Origin of the sequence: Agrobacterium sp. MS2 (assembly GCF_003261015.1) — a bacterium.
Lineage (GTDB): Bacteria > Pseudomonadota > Alphaproteobacteria > Rhizobiales > Rhizobiaceae > Agrobacterium > Agrobacterium pusense.
The window spans coordinates 225,017-241,230 of the sequence record NZ_QLNF01000007.1 but is presented as its reverse complement, the minus strand read 5'-3'; the positions used below and the strand labels follow the sequence as shown (position 1 = coordinate 241,230).

At 58.7% G+C, this 16,214-nt stretch carries 14 protein-coding genes; 11 read left to right on the top strand and 3 right to left on the bottom strand.

The genetic code is table 11. The features are described from left to right. The first annotated feature begins 196 nt into the window (after positions 1 to 196). The 9 genes from DOU54_RS02780 (at position 197) to DOU54_RS02740 (ending at position 11,358) form a co-directional block, all read left to right on the top strand. Positions 197 to 1,807, top strand: coding sequence for an ABC transporter substrate-binding protein (locus tag DOU54_RS02780; protein ID WP_113730559.1), 1,611 nt, complete (start codon positions 197 to 199; stop codon positions 1,805 to 1,807). Between the two features lie 72 nt (positions 1,808 to 1,879). Continuing rightward, on the top strand, positions 1,880 to 2,821 hold the full coding sequence (locus DOU54_RS02775; protein ID WP_004437414.1) for an ABC transporter permease: 942 nt from the start codon (positions 1,880 to 1,882) through the stop codon (positions 2,819 to 2,821). A gap of 29 nt (positions 2,822 to 2,850) precedes the next feature. Beyond that, positions 2,851 to 3,708: an ABC transporter permease gene (locus tag DOU54_RS02770; protein WP_223215483.1), complete on the top strand. Its 858-nt coding sequence runs from the start codon at positions 2,851 to 2,853 to the stop codon at positions 3,706 to 3,708. Continuing rightward, a complete protein-coding gene (locus DOU54_RS02765) occupies positions 3,705 to 5,375 on the top strand; it encodes an ABC transporter ATP-binding protein (RefSeq protein ID WP_022563353.1) in 1,671 nt (556 codons plus the stop codon). The genes DOU54_RS02770 and DOU54_RS02765 overlap by 4 nt, the downstream gene beginning before the upstream one ends. An 18-nt stretch (positions 5,376 to 5,393) precedes the next feature. Then, the gene (locus DOU54_RS02760; protein WP_044459534.1) at positions 5,394 to 6,896 is read left to right on the top strand and encodes a M81 family metallopeptidase; all 1,503 of its coding nucleotides are present in this window, start codon (positions 5,394 to 5,396) and stop codon (positions 6,894 to 6,896) included. 32 nt (positions 6,897 to 6,928) lie between these two features. Next, positions 6,929 to 8,089, top strand: coding sequence for a M20 aminoacylase family protein (locus DOU54_RS02755; RefSeq protein WP_035207445.1), 1,161 nt, complete (start codon positions 6,929 to 6,931; stop codon positions 8,087 to 8,089). Positions 8,090 to 8,170: 81 nt separating this feature from the next. Next, positions 8,171 to 9,301: a M20/M25/M40 family metallo-hydrolase gene (locus DOU54_RS02750; protein WP_113730489.1), complete on the top strand. Its 1,131-nt coding sequence runs from the start codon at positions 8,171 to 8,173 to the stop codon at positions 9,299 to 9,301. A gap of 10 nt (positions 9,302 to 9,311) precedes the next feature. Continuing rightward, the gene (locus DOU54_RS02745) at positions 9,312 to 10,736 is read left to right on the top strand and encodes an amidase (protein ID WP_113730487.1); all 1,425 of its coding nucleotides are present in this window, start codon (positions 9,312 to 9,314) and stop codon (positions 10,734 to 10,736) included. 259 nt (positions 10,737 to 10,995) lie between these two features. Next, positions 10,996 to 11,358, top strand: coding sequence for a hypothetical protein (locus DOU54_RS02740; protein ID WP_112765989.1), 363 nt, complete (start codon positions 10,996 to 10,998; stop codon positions 11,356 to 11,358). Between the two features lie 177 nt (positions 11,359 to 11,535). Here DOU54_RS02740 and DOU54_RS02735 read toward each other — a convergent pair whose 3' ends face one another. From DOU54_RS02735 to DOU54_RS02725, 3 genes are all read right to left on the bottom strand, one after another. Then, the gene (locus DOU54_RS02735) at positions 11,536 to 12,465 is read right to left on the bottom strand and encodes a sugar phosphate isomerase/epimerase family protein (RefSeq protein ID WP_037090496.1); all 930 of its coding nucleotides are present in this window, start codon (positions 12,463 to 12,465) and stop codon (positions 11,536 to 11,538) included. 182 nt (positions 12,466 to 12,647) lie between these two features. Then, positions 12,648 to 13,820: a Gfo/Idh/MocA family protein gene (locus DOU54_RS02730; RefSeq protein WP_112766011.1), complete on the bottom strand. Its 1,173-nt coding sequence runs from the start codon at positions 13,818 to 13,820 to the stop codon at positions 12,648 to 12,650. 81 nt (positions 13,821 to 13,901) lie between these two features. After that, positions 13,902 to 14,786: a sugar phosphate isomerase/epimerase family protein gene (locus DOU54_RS02725; RefSeq protein WP_113730485.1), complete on the bottom strand. Its 885-nt coding sequence runs from the start codon at positions 14,784 to 14,786 to the stop codon at positions 13,902 to 13,904. On the opposite strand from DOU54_RS02725, the gene DOU54_RS02720 reads away from it, so the two are divergent. Both DOU54_RS02720 and DOU54_RS02715 read left to right on the top strand, forming a co-directional pair. Further along, on the top strand, positions 14,773 to 15,054 hold the full coding sequence (locus DOU54_RS02720; RefSeq protein ID WP_146617324.1) for a hypothetical protein: 282 nt from the start codon (positions 14,773 to 14,775) through the stop codon (positions 15,052 to 15,054). The two genes, DOU54_RS02725 and DOU54_RS02720, sit on opposite strands and share 14 nt — an antisense overlap. Beyond that, entirely contained in the window at positions 15,051 to 16,091 is a 1,041-nt protein-coding gene (locus tag DOU54_RS02715; protein ID WP_113730481.1) for a LacI family DNA-binding transcriptional regulator, read from the top strand. Before DOU54_RS02720 ends, DOU54_RS02715 begins: the two co-directional genes overlap by 4 nt. Positions 16,092 to 16,214 lie beyond the last annotated feature (123 nt).

Here is a 16,214-nt window from a genome sequence, read left to right as displayed (position 1 = left end):
GCGCAAGGTATTGCAGTCGTATGTTTCGCCGCACCTTTGCGGCGGTACAAGTGCTCTTCGCTGCGCAAACTTTGAGGGATCGCAGCGACATTATCGAAAACGGTCCGGATCGGAAGGGTGCCGTGCGCTTGCGTGCGGGCCAATGCCCGCGCGTTTCGGTCGCTACCTGCCAAACAAAAAAGGGAACAGCGAAATCATGCACGCTCAGTTGACCAGAAAAGCAAGCCGGGCAAGAAGCCGGATCGTTGCGGCGATCATCGCCCTTTCAGCCTGTGTTGCGGGCTTTGGAACGGATGCCTCGGCCACAACAATGATGGCCGTACCGCATTCTGGCCTGCGTATTCTCGATCCGATCATCACGACCGCTCATATCGTACGCAATCACGGCTACATGATCTATGACACGCTGCTGGCGCTTGATGCCGATTTCAAACCGCAGCCCCAGATGGCTGACTACACTGTTTCGGATGACAAGCTGACCTATACATTCACGCTGCGCGACGGTCTGAAATGGCACGACGGCACACCTGTGACAGCAGAAGACTGCATTGCCTCGCTTCAGCGCTGGGGCAAGCGGGATACTTCCGGTCAGATCCTCTTCGACAAGACAGAAAGCCTGACGGCTACGGACGACAGGACCTTTGTTTTCAAGCTGAAGGAACCCTTCGGCTTCTTGCCCGACGTTCTGGCCAAGCCGTCTTCGGTCGTGCCGTTCATGATGCCGAAACGTATTGCCGCAACCCCGGCCGATACCGCCATTACCGAATTTGTCGGTTCCGGCCCCTTCAGGTTCGTCACGGCCGAGTACCAGCCGGGCGTCAAGGCGGTCTATGAAAAATTCACCGATTACGTACCGCGCAACGAGCCTGCGAGCTGGCTGGCCGGCGGAAAGGTGGTCAAGGTCGACCGTGTGGAATGGTTGAGCATGCCCGATGCCCAGACCGCAATCAACGCTATCCAGTCCGGGGAGATCGACTATATCGAAGCTCCGCCGGTTGATCTTCTACCACTTGTCGAGAGCAATGACGAACTGACCGTCAAGACGCTAAACACGCTTGGCTCGCAGACCATGGGCCGCATGAATTTCCTCTACCCGCCATTCGATAACAAGAAGATCCGCCAGGCTGCTCTCAAAGCGATGAACCAGAAGGATGTTCTCGACGCGCTGATCGGCAATCCGGACTACTACACCATCTGCGGCTCCGTCTTCGGCTGCGGTACGCCGCTTGAAGCACTGGCCGGTTCGGAAAGCCTGACCGGCGCGGGCGATATGGAAAGCGCAAAGGCACTCCTCAAGGAGGCCGGTTACGACGGAACTCCCGTTGTCATCCTTCAGCCAACCGACGTCGTGACCGTCAAGGCCCAGCCCGTCGTGGCGGCGGCTGCGCTGAGGAGTGCGGGCTTCAACGTAGAACTTCAGCCCATGGACTGGCAGACGCTCGTCACTCGCCGCGCCTCGCAGAAGCCGGTGGCTGAGGGTGGCTGGAACATGTTCTTCACCAACTGGATTGTGCCGGAAATCATGACGCCGCTTAACAATCCGATGTTGAACGGTCGCGGCGCCAAGGGATTTTTTGGCTGGCAGACAGACGAGAAGCTGGAAGCGTTGCGCGCCAAATACATCGCCGCGGCGACAGCTGAAGAGCAGAAGGCTGCGGCCGCCGAGCTTCAGGCCCATGCCATGGACGAGGTCAGCTACGTTCCGCTTGGCCAGTACAAGAACCCCTCCGTGTGGCGCAACCAGCTTTCCGGCTTCCTGGAATCGCCGGTTCCCGTGTTCTGGAACATCGAGAAAACAGAAGACTGAGCCTCGTGGAAGAACATGGCGGCATCCTGTGGATGCCGCTGCCCTGCCTGCCCAACCGACGTGAGGATGCTTATGCTCGCCTATACGTTCCGCCGAATTCTGGCCTCCGTTCCGGTAATGATCACGGTAGCCGTCTTCGTTTTTCTCCTGCTGCGCATAACGCCCGGCGATCCGGCCGCCATCATCGCCGGCGACATGGCCACGCCAGAGCAGCTTGAGAAAATCCGCGCTGCCCTCGGCCTCGACAAACCAATCGTCGTGCAGTTCGTCTCGTGGTTCTGGTTGCTTCTCCAGGGCGACCTTGGCGTGTCGCTGATTTCCAATACGCCAGTCACTGCGATGATCGGCAAGCACATCGAACCGACCGTGAGCCTTGCGCTCGTCACGATCGTCCTGTCGGTGCTGATTGCCGTTCCACTTGGGGTCATCGCTGCGTGGCGCCACGGCACGTGGATCGACTATGCCGTCATGACGGTGTCGGTCGTCGGCTTCTCCGTGCCGGTTTTCGTGATCGGCTATATCCTCATCCAGGTCTTCGCCATCGACCTCAAATGGTTTCCGGTGCAGGGCTTCCGGAGCATCACCAAGGGCGTCGGTCCTTTCGCGGAACGCGCCATTTTGCCGGCCCTCACACTTGCTTCCATTTATATCGCGCTGATCGCCCGCATGACACGCGCCTCCGTGCTCGAAGTGCTGGGCGAGGATTATGTGCGAACCGCCCGCGCAAAAGGGCTGAAGGAAAATACCGTCCTGTTCCGCCACGCGCTGCGCAATGCCGCGGTTCCTGTGCTCACCATTATCGGCACCGGCTTTGCACTGCTTATTTCCGGCGTCGTGGTAACGGAGAGCGTATTCAACATTCCCGGCATTGGAAGGCTCACGGTCGATGCCATTCTTGCCCGCGATTACCCTGTCATTCAGGGCATGATCCTGCTGACAAGCGGTATCTATGTGATGGTCAATCTCCTCATCGACCTCTCCTACTCCTTCTTCGATCCGAGGATACGGTACTGATGGCCAATTCCACGCTATTTGGTGCCGCCATGCGGCTGCCCGTTTTCGCCGGCAGAAAAAAACGCGGACAAGCTGTCCTCGTCCCTGCCATCGCGCTTGCAATTCTTATCCTGATCATTCTCATGGCTGTTCTCGCGCCATGGCTTGCTCCGCATGATCCCGTGGCCATGACGCCCTCTGCCCGCCTCAAGCCCGCCAGCGATATCTACCCGCTCGGTTCCGATGCCTACGGACGGGACCTGCTGTCGCGTGTGCTCTACGGGGCTCGCATCTCCCTTTTTATTGGTATCGGAGCGACTGTCATCTCGGTGGCTGTCGGACTGGGGATCGGCCTGGTCTCGGGCTTCTTTCGGTTCCTCGACGCCGTGGTCATGCGGATCATGGACGCACTGATGGCAATTCCAAGCCTGCTGCTCGCCATCGCCGTGGTTTCGCTCACCGGGGCAAATATCTGGACCGTCATGTTCGCCATTACTGTCCCGGAAATTCCTCGTGTGGTGCGTCTTGTTCGCTCGGTGGTGCTGACTGCACGCGAAGAGCCCTACGTCGAGGCCGCGATCGCTGCCGGTTCGGGCCTTCCGAAAATCCTCTGGCGGCATCTGATGCCGAATACCCTGGCGCCGCTCATCGTGCAGGCCACCTATGTCTGCGCCTCGGCGATCCTTACAGAAGCGATCCTGTCTTTCCTCGGGGCTGGTGTCTCCACGGAAATACCGACATGGGGAAATATCATGGCCGAGGGACGCGCCTATTTCCAGATCAATCCGCAACTGATCTTCTGGCCAGGTCTGGTGCTCTCGCTCTGCATTCTATCCATCAACCTTCTCGGTGATACGGCGCGCGATCTGCTCGATCCGCGCATGAAGAAAAGGGAGGCCGCGAAATGACGGCTGTTGCATTCGATCCCGCCACCGCGTCCGAAGTATTGCGCGTCGAGAACCTCGTCATCCGCCTGACCGGAGACGATGACAGCGTGCCGGTCCTCAACGGCATTTCGATCACCATCCGAGCCGGAGAAACTGTGTGCCTTGTGGGCGAGAGCGGTTCTGGCAAATCGGTGACCTCGCTCGCTACGATGGGGCTCCTGCCGCGAAATTCTCTTGAACCTGCAGGGGGTACAATCCTCTTTGAAGGTGAAGACCTCCTCAAGGCCGACGCCGGTCGCATGCGGGCACTGCGCTCGAAAAATATTGCCATGATTTTCCAGGAGCCGATGACAGCACTCAACCCGGTGCTGACGGTTGGCAGGCAGATTTGCGAGGTGCTTCAGGAGCACACGACGCTTTCAGCAAGAGAGCAGAAGATCGCCGTTCTTGAGATGATGCGGGAAGTGCATCTGCCCGATGTCGAGCGGATATTCGCAGCCTATCCCCATCAGCTCTCGGGTGGACAGCGCCAGCGTATCATGATCGCCATGGCCTTGATCCTCAAACCCAGACTGCTGATCGCCGACGAACCGACCACGGCCCTTGATGTGACGACCCAGAAGCAGATCCTCAAGCTCATCAATGAACTTCAGGAAAAGCAGGGTACCGCCGTTCTCTTTATAACCCACGACATGGGCGTAGTGGCCGAGATTGCAGACACCGTCTACGTCATGAACCGTGGCAATCTCGTCGAGAGTGGTCCGGTCGACACGATTTTAAGAGCGCCGGAAATGGACTATACCCGCACGCTTCTTTCTTCCGTGCCAAGCCTTCAACCGCGCGAGCCGCGCCCCGCCCTCTCGGACGAGGTCGTGCTCTCGGCCTCGGAGCTTGAGAAGGTGTATGGCAAAAAAGGCTTTTTCGGAAAAACCGCGGCCGGAACAAAAGCCGCGACGGATGTGTCCTTCACACTGAAGAAGGGTCGTACTCTCGGTATCGTCGGTGAAAGCGGCTCTGGCAAGTCGACCGTCGCTCGCTGTATTATGCGGCTGATCGATCCCACCTCCGGCTCGATCCGCATTTCCGGACAGGAAATCGCCGATTTCTCCCGCCGGACCCTGCAGCCATATCGCCAGCATATCCAGATGGTGTTTCAGGATCCCTATCGCTCGCTCAACCCGCGTATCACGGTGGGGGAAAGCATCATTGAAGGGCCAGTAAATTACGGTACGCCGAGGCGGGACGCCCTGAAGCGAGCGCGCGAACTTCTCGCAATCGTCGGCCTGCCCCCGGATGCAGTGGGCCGCTATCCTCACCAGTTCTCAGGCGGCCAGCGCCAGCGCATCGCGATCGCCCGTGCCGTTGCCATGAACCCGAAGGTTCTCGTGGCCGACGAGGCAGTGTCGGCACTCGACGTATCGGTTCAGGCACAGGTACTCGACCTTCTTGCGGACTTGCAGGAAAAGCTCGGTATTTCCATCCTGTTCATCACGCATGATCTTCGCGTTGCCGCCCAGATATGTGACGACGTGATCGTTATGCAGAAAGGTCGCATTGTGGAATATGCCAGCGGCTACGAAGTGCTCACCAGTCCGGTTCATGCATACACCCGCCAGCTTATCGATGCCGCCCCGGGGCGGCATTGGGATTTCGCCAATTTCCGGCCGCTTGCCCCCGAAGCTGCATAATTTCCAGGAGAATGACCGATGACGTCCCGGCGTGTCGCCTTTGCCGGTTTCATTCATGAGACCAATACATTTGCTCCCACCAAAGCCACTTATGACGCCTTTCTGAAGGGATCCGGCCATCTGCCGCTCTGCCGCGGCGAGGAGATGATCGCTCTCGTCCGGGGCGCAAATACCGGTATCGAGGGCGCGCTCGATTACGCCCGGCAAGCAAACTGGGAAGTTGTTCCTATACTGCGGGCAAGCGCCGTTCCTTCTGCTCATGTTACCGAGGATGCTTTCGAGCGCATTGCCGGTGAGATCGTTGCCGGCATCGTGGCAGCGCTGCCCGTCGACGGAATCTACCTCGATCTTCATGGAGCCATGGTCTGTGAACATCTGGACGATGGCGAGGGCGAACTTCTCGCCCGCATCAAAAGCGCAGTCGGCCACGACATCCCCGTCGCTGTCAGTCTCGACCTGCACGGCAACATAACCAGGCGGTCGGTCGACGACGCCGATGTCATGATCGGCTACCGCACCTATCCGCATGTGGACATGGCCCTGACTGGCAAACGTGCCGCGGGTTTGCTTGACCGCCTGATGGATGGTGAGCGTTTTGCGAAGTCCTATCGTCAGATCGACTATCTGATCCCCATATCGTGGCAATGTACTGAGATGGAGCCGGCGCAATCCATCTACGCCCGCCTCGCAGGACTGGAGGAAGAGAAAACAATTCTCTCGCTCTCCTTCTTTCCCGGCTTCCCGGCTGCCGATTTCAACGATTGCGGTGCGACTGTTCTCTCCTATGGAACGACGCAGGAAGCAGCTGATCTTGCCGCCGACGAGCTGAAGGCCCTGATCGACGCCAGCGAGCCCGCCTTTGCCGGGCGCGTCTACAGCGCTGATGAGGGCGTAAAGGAGGCAATCCGTCTTTCCGCAACCGCCGCAAAGCCTGTCGTGCTTGCAGATACGCAGGACAATCCCGGGGCCGGTGGCGATTCCGATACGACCGGAATGCTGCGGGCTCTCATCGACAACGGTGCACAGAACGCAGCACTTGGCCTGCTCTATGACCCTGAGGCTGCGCTGGCAGCACAGGCAGCGGGGATTGGCGCAACGATCCGCATCGCGCTCGGTGGAAAATCCGGCATTCCAGGTGACGAGCCGCTTGAGGCGGAGTTCATCGTCGAAGCATTGTCCGACGGGTTGACACGCGTCACCGGTCCCTACTACGGCGACACCCTGATGCGGCTTGGACCTTCAGCGTGCCTCAGGATCGGTGGCGTTCGCGTAGCCGTAGCCTCTCACAAGGTGCAGATGGCCGACCGCGGCCTGTTCCGTTATCTCGGCATTGAGCCGGAAACGTCGAGCATTCTCGTCAACAAGAGCTCGGTGCACTTCCGCGCAGATTTCGAACCGTTTGCCGAGACAATTCTCGTTTGTGCCGCACCCGGTCCAATGGCCGTTGACCCGGCTGCCCTTCCATGGAGGAGGCTTCGCCCGGGCGTCCGCCTCTCCCCTCTTTCTGCCGCCCTCTCCTGATCCGTCACTTTTTAGAATTCAAGGATACAGCAATGCCCGTTATCGAGAAAATTGCCGCCTGGCACGATGAAATGACTGCCCTTCGCCGTGACATTCACGCTCATCCGGAAATCGGTTTTGAGGAGATACGAACTTCCGCCATCGTTGCCGACAAGCTGGTGAGCTACGGCATCGAGGTGCATCGCGGCATCGGCAAGACCGGCGTTGTCGGCGTTTTGAAGGGGGCTAAGGGGAGGGGGCGTACCATCGGCCTGCGTGCCGACATGGACGCGCTGCCGATGGAGGAGCGTACCAACCTGCCTTACTCGTCGAAAATCGCGAACCGCTTCCACGGCTGCGGCCATGACGGTCACACGACCATGTTACTTGGTGCCGCGCGATACCTCGCCGAAACCCGCAATTTTGCCGGCACGGCCGTATTCATTTTTCAGCCCGGCGAAGAAGGCTGCGGAGGGGCTCGCGCCATGCTTGCAGACGGCCTGTTTGAACGTTTCCCCTGTGACGAGCTCTACGGGTTGCACAATATGCCGAACGAGGAGCCGAACAAGATCGGCATCAAGCCGGGCACCGCAATGGCCGGCGCTGATTTCTTCGATTTTCACATCAAGGGACGCGGCAGCCACGGTGCGCGTCCCGAAGGGTCGAAGGATCCCGTCATTGTCGCAACTCACCTGGTCTCGGCTCTGCAATCGATCGTGTCGCGCAACATTTCTCCACTTCGGTCAGCCGTGGTGTCGGTCACGCAGATTCATGCCGGCTCCGCCTATAATGTCGTTCCGGAAGAGGCGACAGTCTCCGGCACCGTGCGTTATCTCGATCGCGAGGTGAACGAACAGATCCGTGAGCGTATGCGCACCATCGCAGCCGGCCTTGCCGCGTCTTTCGAAGTCGAAATTGTAACAGACATTCGCAATGTTTTCGACGTCCTCATCAATACGGAAGAACTTGTAGAGGGCTTCGCTGATGCCGCCCGCGACATCGTGGGTGCAGACCTTGTCTATACGAAGGACGAGCCTGTCATGGGCAGCGAGGACTTTGCCGATATGCTCTACAAGGTGCCCGGCGTCTACTGCACCGTTGGCCATGCCGGATCGGTACAGCTGCACAATCCGGGCTTTGTTCTGGATGACAATATTCTGCCGGTTGGTGCGAGCCTTCTGGCGCGTGTCGTCGAAAAACGTCTGGCCGCCTGACGCCCATGCCCTGCCACAAGATCGGGATTGCCCCCTCCCTTGAGCGCGGGCGTCCTGTCACGATGAAACGAGCCCCCTATTATGGATTTCACCAAACTTCCCCTTGATACAGACGCCATGCTGAAGCGTCTCAGGCCCTGGATAGAATGCGAAAGCCCGACATTCGATGCTGCAGCCGTAGATCGCATGATGGATCTTGCTGCCACCGATTTCGCAACAATCGGTGGCACAATAGAACGAATCCCCGGCCGTATGGGACTTGGCGGCAGCCTTCGTGCACATTTTGGCGACACCCGCGACACGCCCGGAATTCTCGTCTCCGGTCATCTCGATACGGTTCATCCGGTTGGCACGCTGAAAGAACTCCCGTTTAGTATCGAGGATACACGTGCCTACGGCCCGGGCATACTCGACATGAAGGGTGGCAACTTTCTGGTCTTCGAGGCAATGAGGCAGCTTCTGAACACGGGTATCGGCACCCGCCTGCCGGTCACCGTCTTGCTGACCCCCGACGAAGAGATCGGCACACCCTCGACGCGGGACCTGATCGAGGCTGAGGCCCGGCGCAACAAATACGTGCTGGTTCCCGAACCGGCACGGGAGGAGAACGGGGTGGTCACCGGTCGCTATGCCATCGCCCGCTACAACCTGGTGGCCCGCGGCAGACCCTCGCATGCCGGCGTTTCGCCGAAATCCGGGCGGTCTGCAATTCGCGAAATGGCCCGCAGGGTGATTGAAATAGATGCAATGAGCGACGACGACTGCACTTTTTCCGTTGGCGTCATGCATGGCGGGCAATGGGTCAATTGTGTCTCTTCGCTGTGCACGGCCGAGGCGCTGTCCATGGCGAAAACCGATGACGATCTCGCGTCCGGTGTCGCCCGAATGCTCAATTTGTCAGGGGTGGAAAACGAGGTGGAGTTCTCGGTCACCTGCGGCGTCACCAGACCCGTCTGGCCACCGGACCGTCCGGAAACCATGGCGCTTTACGAAAAGGCTCGTTTGCTTGCCGACAGTCTTGGGGTTTGCCTTCCCCACGGCAGTTCAGGCGGCGGTTCCGACGGCAATTTTACGGGCGCGCTCGGCATTGCCACGCTCTGTGGCTTGGGGCTGCGTGGCGCAGGTTATCACACCCTCGAAGAGCACATCGAAATTGACAGCCTGATTGATCGCGGCAGGCTGATGGCCGGTCTTCTGGCGACGCTGGATTGAGGACAGAGTAATGACAGGCGACATCACCCGGCTCTCCGCAGCCGCGCTTTCCAGGGCAATCCACCTGCGGCAGGTTTCCTGCCTCTCGGTGATGGAAGCCTATCTCGATCGCATCGACAGTCTCAATCCGGCCGTGAATGCGATCGTCTTTCGTCGACCAAGCACAGAGTTGCTGGAGGAGGCGCGCGCCTGTGACCGGGAACTTGAGGGGGGTCGCTCGCGCGGATGGATGCACGGGTTCCCCCAGGCGGTAAAAGATCTCTCCGAAGTTCGGGGCCTGCCGTGCTCCTGGGGGTCGCCGCTCTTTGACAATTTTGTTTCCACCGCCGACAGTCTCCATGTGGAACGTGTTCGCGCCGCCGGCGCGATTTTCATTGGCAAGACCAACACGCCCGAATTTGGCCTTGGGTCCCATACGACCAACCCTGTCCATGGTCCAACCCGAAACCCCTATGACAGGACCAGAAGCGCCGGCGGTTCTTCCGGTGGCGCGGCGGCGGCGCTCGCCTGCCGGATGCTGCCGGTCGCAGATGGCTCTGATATGATGGGCTCACTGCGCAATCCTGCCGCCTTCAACAACGTTGTCGGCTTCCGGCCGAGTTTTGGGAGGGTTCCAGGCACAAAAGGGAACGAGCTTTTCCTTGGCCAGCTTGCCACTTCAGGCCCCATGGGCAAGACGGTGGAGGACGTCGCTTTGCTTCTCGCAACGCAGGCAGGTTATGACCGGCGCGACCCGCTATCCCTGGCGGACGAAAGTCTCGCAATCCGAGGTCCTGCAACGACACAGGGAATGAAAGTCGCCTGGTTTGGTGATTTCGGTGGATATCTTCCCTTTGAGCCCGGGGTTCTAGATGTTGATTGCAAGGCTCTCGCCGTCCTGGCGAACATGGGCTGCGATATCGATGAACTCGTGCCGGATTTCGAACTGCCGAAACTCTGGGAAGCGTGGATGACATTGCGTAGCTTCAGCGTGACCCACGGCCTGCGCGCCTTTTATGACCAGCCGGAAACACGGTCGCTTCTCAATCGGCAACAGATGTTTGAATTCGACATCGCGCTTTCGTGCAGTGCCGCCGATATCTTTAATGCGTCCGTCGTCCGGACAGCCTGGTACCAGTATCTCTGCAGATTGTTTGAACGGTACGATTTTATTTTGATGCCGAGTGCACAGGTATTCCCTTTCGATATCGATCTCTCGTGGCCGACCGAAATCGACGGAAAAGCCATGGACACCTATCATCGCTGGATGGAGGTCGTGATCGGTCCCACGCTGGCTGGACTTCCCGTGGCGGCCGTTCCCGCGGGATTCGGGGTTAACGGGTTGCCGACTGGTATACAGCTGGTGGGACCACCACGCAGTGACCGGGCAACCCTTGAATTTGCACTGGCGTATGAGCAGTCAGCTGACATCCAGACGGGTGATGCGGTCATGTAAACCCCTTTGGCGCTCCGGGGCTTTCTTTGAAGCGCGAGCCGGTCTGAGACGGATAGCTTATGCGGCTTGTAGCAAGTAATATCGTCTCGTTGGACCGGGTCCTGCGTTCAATTGCAGAGCCATGAGTATGGTTTCTGTTGCATCCCGGGCTTCCGTCTGTTCGCAACAACAAATCTCTGCCATTGCCTGTAGCGGCTGAGGCGCTATCATGGGAGTGCTGTGGGGCGCAAAGCTTTGGGAGGAGCGATACGTGAGACGGATGTGGCCAGATGAATTTGCCTTTCTGCTGGACGATGCGGAAGAGGTCGAATTGCATATTCCACCGGTGGCACATGAGGATGGATCGCCGGGAAAAACCATTTCCAGGAAAGCCTTGAAAGTTCGTATCAGCCAGCAGGACTTCGAGAAAATTTGGCCGCTTGCCGAGGCTCGCTATCGGTTGAACGGCAGGTTTGCGGGCAAGGCCATTACGCTGATCGCCAATAATCCCCATTACCAGAAGTGGCATCCCTCCGATGGCGGCAGTGTCGAAAGCGTATCGGATAGCGGTCAAAAATATACCACGCCTTATGTGATCGTGCACTTTCTGCTGGATGATGTCCGCGAGCCTGTCGAGGTTTAGTTCGCAGAGCCGGCTCTGCCGTCAGTTAGCCCCGGCCTTTCATGGCGTCGCGATATTGGCGTTGCGGGAATAGTGTCTCGCTTCAAAAGCTCTCGCATATGATCGAACGATCGTTGAAGATTGAGGCAGCCATGGTATGAAAACGGGAGACGCGGCCGCTGGCCGCGCCCTTCGGGTTCAGAAGCCGCTTTTTGCAAGAAATGCCCTGCTGGCTGCCAGATCATCGAGAATGCTGCCAGTATTACGCGGGTCGCGTTCCTGTTCGATGGTGATATAGCCGCCATAACCAAGTTCGGTCAGGAGGCTGCGGATGGCTGGATAGTCAATCGAGCCGCGGCCTATCGGACACATCACGCCCTTGGCGCAGGCCTCGAAGAAGCGGATGCGCTCCGCCATCACTTCTTGAAAGACCGCGGCGTCGATATCCTTGAAATGAATGTAGTCGACGCGATCCCAATAGCGGCGCAACGTGGCGACGGGGTCCATGCCGGAATAGGCCATATGGCCGGTATCGAGGCAGAAACCCGCAAGATCTGCGGGAATGTCCTCAACGATCTGCTGCAACTCATCGGCAAACTCGATGTAGCCGCCGGCATGGGGATGTAAGGTGGCGCGCACGCCATATTTGTCCCGGGCGAGCGTTGCGATGGCCCGGATGTTCTCCACCATGCCCCGCCAGGCGGTTTTATCGAGACGTGGCGCGCGGTCAGAATGTCCGGCGGCATAATCACGCTCGTCATGGCCCCAGTCCATCACCGTCAGATAGGGGGCGGAAAAACGTTGGCCCGCATGGGTTTCCGGCTTTGGCAGGCGCGTTATCAGCGCGCAGATCTCCTCAGTTTGGCGTAGCAGATTGTCGCGATTTCCGGGTGAGACCAGATCGTCGAAGATGGTGCCGGCGACGATCTTGAGGCCTCGTTCATCCAGCGCCTGCGAAACGCGCCTGAGGTCGAGCGGCAGATAACCGTAGGGGCCGAGTTCCAGACCGCCGAAACCGGCTGCTTTCGCTTCGTCCAGCACCCTTTCCCAATGGGGAAGATGCGGGTTCTTGACGTCGTCGACGCCCCAGCAGCAGGGAGCGGTGGTGATGGTGATTGGGTTGGTCATTTGATCCTCATGGCGGCAGCGGCATCGGCCTGTTCTCTAGCCGGGTGCAACGTCTCATCGGTTGATGGCGGCTTGCAGGGCAACGATGGAGGGCCGGCTGTCCGCTTGGTGAATATGATGAAATCCTCACTTGAAGGCTGACCCAGCCGGAGGAGGATTGATCCGGAATGCCCGTAAATCCATTATGCGAAATCGACCCAGGTGGCACCGGCATCGGCCGAACGAACGCAGTTTTCCAGCCAGCGAACGCCTTCTGTGCCGGCTGTGATGCCGGGATAGTGATGGGTCTTGAGAAAGGCCCTGTCACCGCGATTGGCCGCATCGATTGCCTGGGCGATCCAGAGGTAAATGTTCGACCAGCTATCACCGAGACCTTCGGTGTGCAGCGCGCCCATACGATCGATAGCAAGGCTCTCCTCTTCCAGATACGGCATGCCGTGATGCAGGATACGCTCCGGCTCGCCCTGAACCTGATAGATCAGCTGATCGGGACGCGAATCGGACCATTCAAGCGACGCCCTGGAACCGATGAAGCGGTAACGCTGCGACCCCATATTGCCGGCATTGACGGAAGAAACCCACAGACGCCCGCGTGCGCCATTATCATAATGCATGAGAACCGTCGCATGGTCCTCCAGCGGCGCCCGCGTCGGGATGAAGGCCTTCCGGTCGCAAAGCAGTCGTTCCACCTTCATGTGCGGCAGCACGATTTCCGAGAGATAATAGAGATGCGTACCGATATCGCCGAGCACGAAGGTCGGGCCAGCGGTACGGGGATTGGTGCGCCATTTGACGGCCTCGCCTGCGCCCACATCGTCGCCGGCATTGAAGCCGTGGGTATATTGCAGATCGACGATGCGGATATCGCCCAGCATCCCCTTTTTGACCATGGCCGCCATCTGGTGCACCAGCGGATGGCCGGTATAGCCATAGGTGACGCCGACGATCAGTCCCTTCTGTTCGGCCAGCCGCGCCACCTCGTCACATTCTGCAACGGTGAAGAATAACGGTTTTTCGCAGATGACGTGCAGCCCGGCTTCAAGGCAGGCCTTGGTGATCTCGTAATGGGTAAAGTTGGGGGTGGCGATGGAGACGACGTCGATACCGTCTTTGCGCGCGGTTTCGCCAGCTATCAGAGCCCTGTAATCCGGGTAGCAGCGTTCCGCCGCCACGCCGAGATTGACGCCGAAATCGCGGCCCATTTCGGCATCCAGGTCGAAGGCGCCGGCGACGAGCTGGTAATTGCCATCGCGCAGAGCGCCGGTGCGGTGCTTGTATCCTACCTGTCCCGTCCGGCCGCCGCCCACCATGGCCCAGCGCAGCGGTCGCGAAATCAGTCTTTCTCCATTGATCATGTCGATCGTCTTTCCGTCGGATGTTTCGAATGGCGTAGCCAGAAGCAGGTTCTGCCTGGGCACCGGCACCGGTTTTTCGCGTTATTTCTTGAAATAGAGGTCGATATAGTCCTGCATCTTGGTGCGCATGAACCGGCTCGATTCATCCGCCCTGTCTTCCCAGGCGAAGACGCAGGAGGTCATGATGCCGTCGAAACCGATTTCAGCGAGCGTTGGCACTTCGCCCTGACCGATATTCAGGTGCTGGTGCACCCTTGCCTGTGTACCGGGCGGGTTGAGAATGTAGCGGAGCCCAGAACTTGCCCTGTGGTTGAAGGTGTCGCCCACATGCACATGGGCCAGCACGTCCTTGGCTTCCCGAAGCATCGCCTTGGTGTCGTCGCCGAAATAGAAGGTGTGTGGCGCGCAATAGAGGAATTTGACGTTCCTGGAGTTGACCGTGCGGATGATATCAAGCGCCGGCTGCAGCGTTTCGCACCAGTCTTCCGGATGCGGCTCGACATGCAGGCTGATGTTTTCGCGCTCGAAGATCGGTACCAGCTCTTCCATCGAGCGCCACCATGCATCCTCGCAGGCCTCGATCATCGAACCCGTATGGCAGCAATAACATGAGCCCTTGTCGGGATGCGGTCCACGGCCGAACTCCGAGTTCATCGTGTCGACCTCAAGTTCGATTGCGATCTCGATAGCGCGTTTCCAGTGTTTGACCGCTGCCTGCCGCTCGGTTTCATCATTGGAGGCCCAGCGATACATTGGCAGCAGCGCGGCGATGCCGACATCGGCCTCTTTCAAAGCCTTCTTGAAGGACCTGATACGTTCGGGAAACACGCGCGGCGCCTTGAACCATTCGAGGAAATCGGCGCGCGGGCTGAGTTCGATCCAGTCGTAACCGAGCTCCTTAACTTTGGCGGGCAGCTCATCGAGGTTGGTGAAACGGTGCATGTGGGGGTCGATGGCGATTTTCATCGATCTTGATCCTTCTTATGTCTCGACTGGATGGCGAGGGGGGATGGCCGCAAAGGCAATGGACGCCATCACAAGCGACGCGGTTCGTATCGCGAAAGATTTCCTGAAAAATGCCATTGCTTCCTCCCCGCCCTTCCTCCCGATGGGCCTGAATGACAGGCCGATTTATATCTTTCATTTTCGCGGAAATGGAGTTTATATTTCATTTGGCGTTGCATTTCGTATCATTTCATGTCATTCATCAATGATACGATTGAGGGCGCCATGAATCGACCCACCATTGCCGATCTTGCGAGAGCCGCGGGCGTCAGCATCTCCACTGTCAACCGGCTGCTGCACGGTTCGAGCGCCGTACGTCAGGATACGATCAACCAAATTCTCAAGGCGGCGCAGGAGATCGGGTTTTATGGTCTGGGCACCATCAAGGACCGAAGGCGCGAGGCCTTGCCACATTACAGGCTGGGCTTCCTGCTGCAGCAATCCCACCGGCCGCTTTACCGCCTTTGGGGAGAAGGGATCGTCGCTGCCGCACATCAGAGGCTGGAAAGCGTCATCGAGCCGGACGTGGTTTTTGAGGACGATCTTTCACCGGAGGCCGTTTCCGCCAATCTCCTGAAGATGGGGCAGTCCTGCAACGCAATTGCGGTTGTGACTGCCGATCACCCGCTGGTGAGCCAGGCCATTGATGAGTTGCGGAGCAAAGGTGTTCCCGTGGTGACCTATGTGTCCGATCTGTCAGCGGCGAGCCGGGCGGGTTTTGTCGGAACCGATAGCTGGAAACGCGGCCGGACGGCCGCCTGGTTCCTCAGCCAGACCGTGAAAGGCGAGGGGGTGGTCGTGCCCCTGATCGGCAGTAACCGTTATCAGTGCCAAGATGTTTCAGATGCCAGTTTTCGCTCCTACATGCGCGAGAACACGCCGGAACTGCAGGTAGCGGAAACACTGCTGACCCATGAAGAGCCGGAAAATGCCTATGCCGTCATTCGGGACATCATTGCTGCCGAACCAGGTCTCAGGGGGATATATGTCAATGGCGGCGGCATATCGGGCGTCTTGCGGGCGCTCAGGGAGCTGCCTGCGGAGAAACAGCGCGGCATAAAGATCGTCTGCAACGATATCGGCCCGGAAACGCGCAAGGGCTTGAATGAGGGGCTGATTACCGCTTCGCTGCCACTGCCCCTCGACAGGATGCCACAACAATTGATTGACGTGATGTTGCGACGCATCGAGAACGCGGATTCGTCTTCCGTCGAACAGCGGATCGTGCCTTTTGAAATCCTGACGCCCGAAAGCATCTGGACGTGATCGCAGGGTAACGGGAATTCAAAATCCCCGAACCGCGTGAAATTATCGATTGGGAAAAGCCAATCCACACCAAGGCCGGTGGTGCGCGCGCCTGTTACGATACGTGGTGAAGAATGGCAGCGG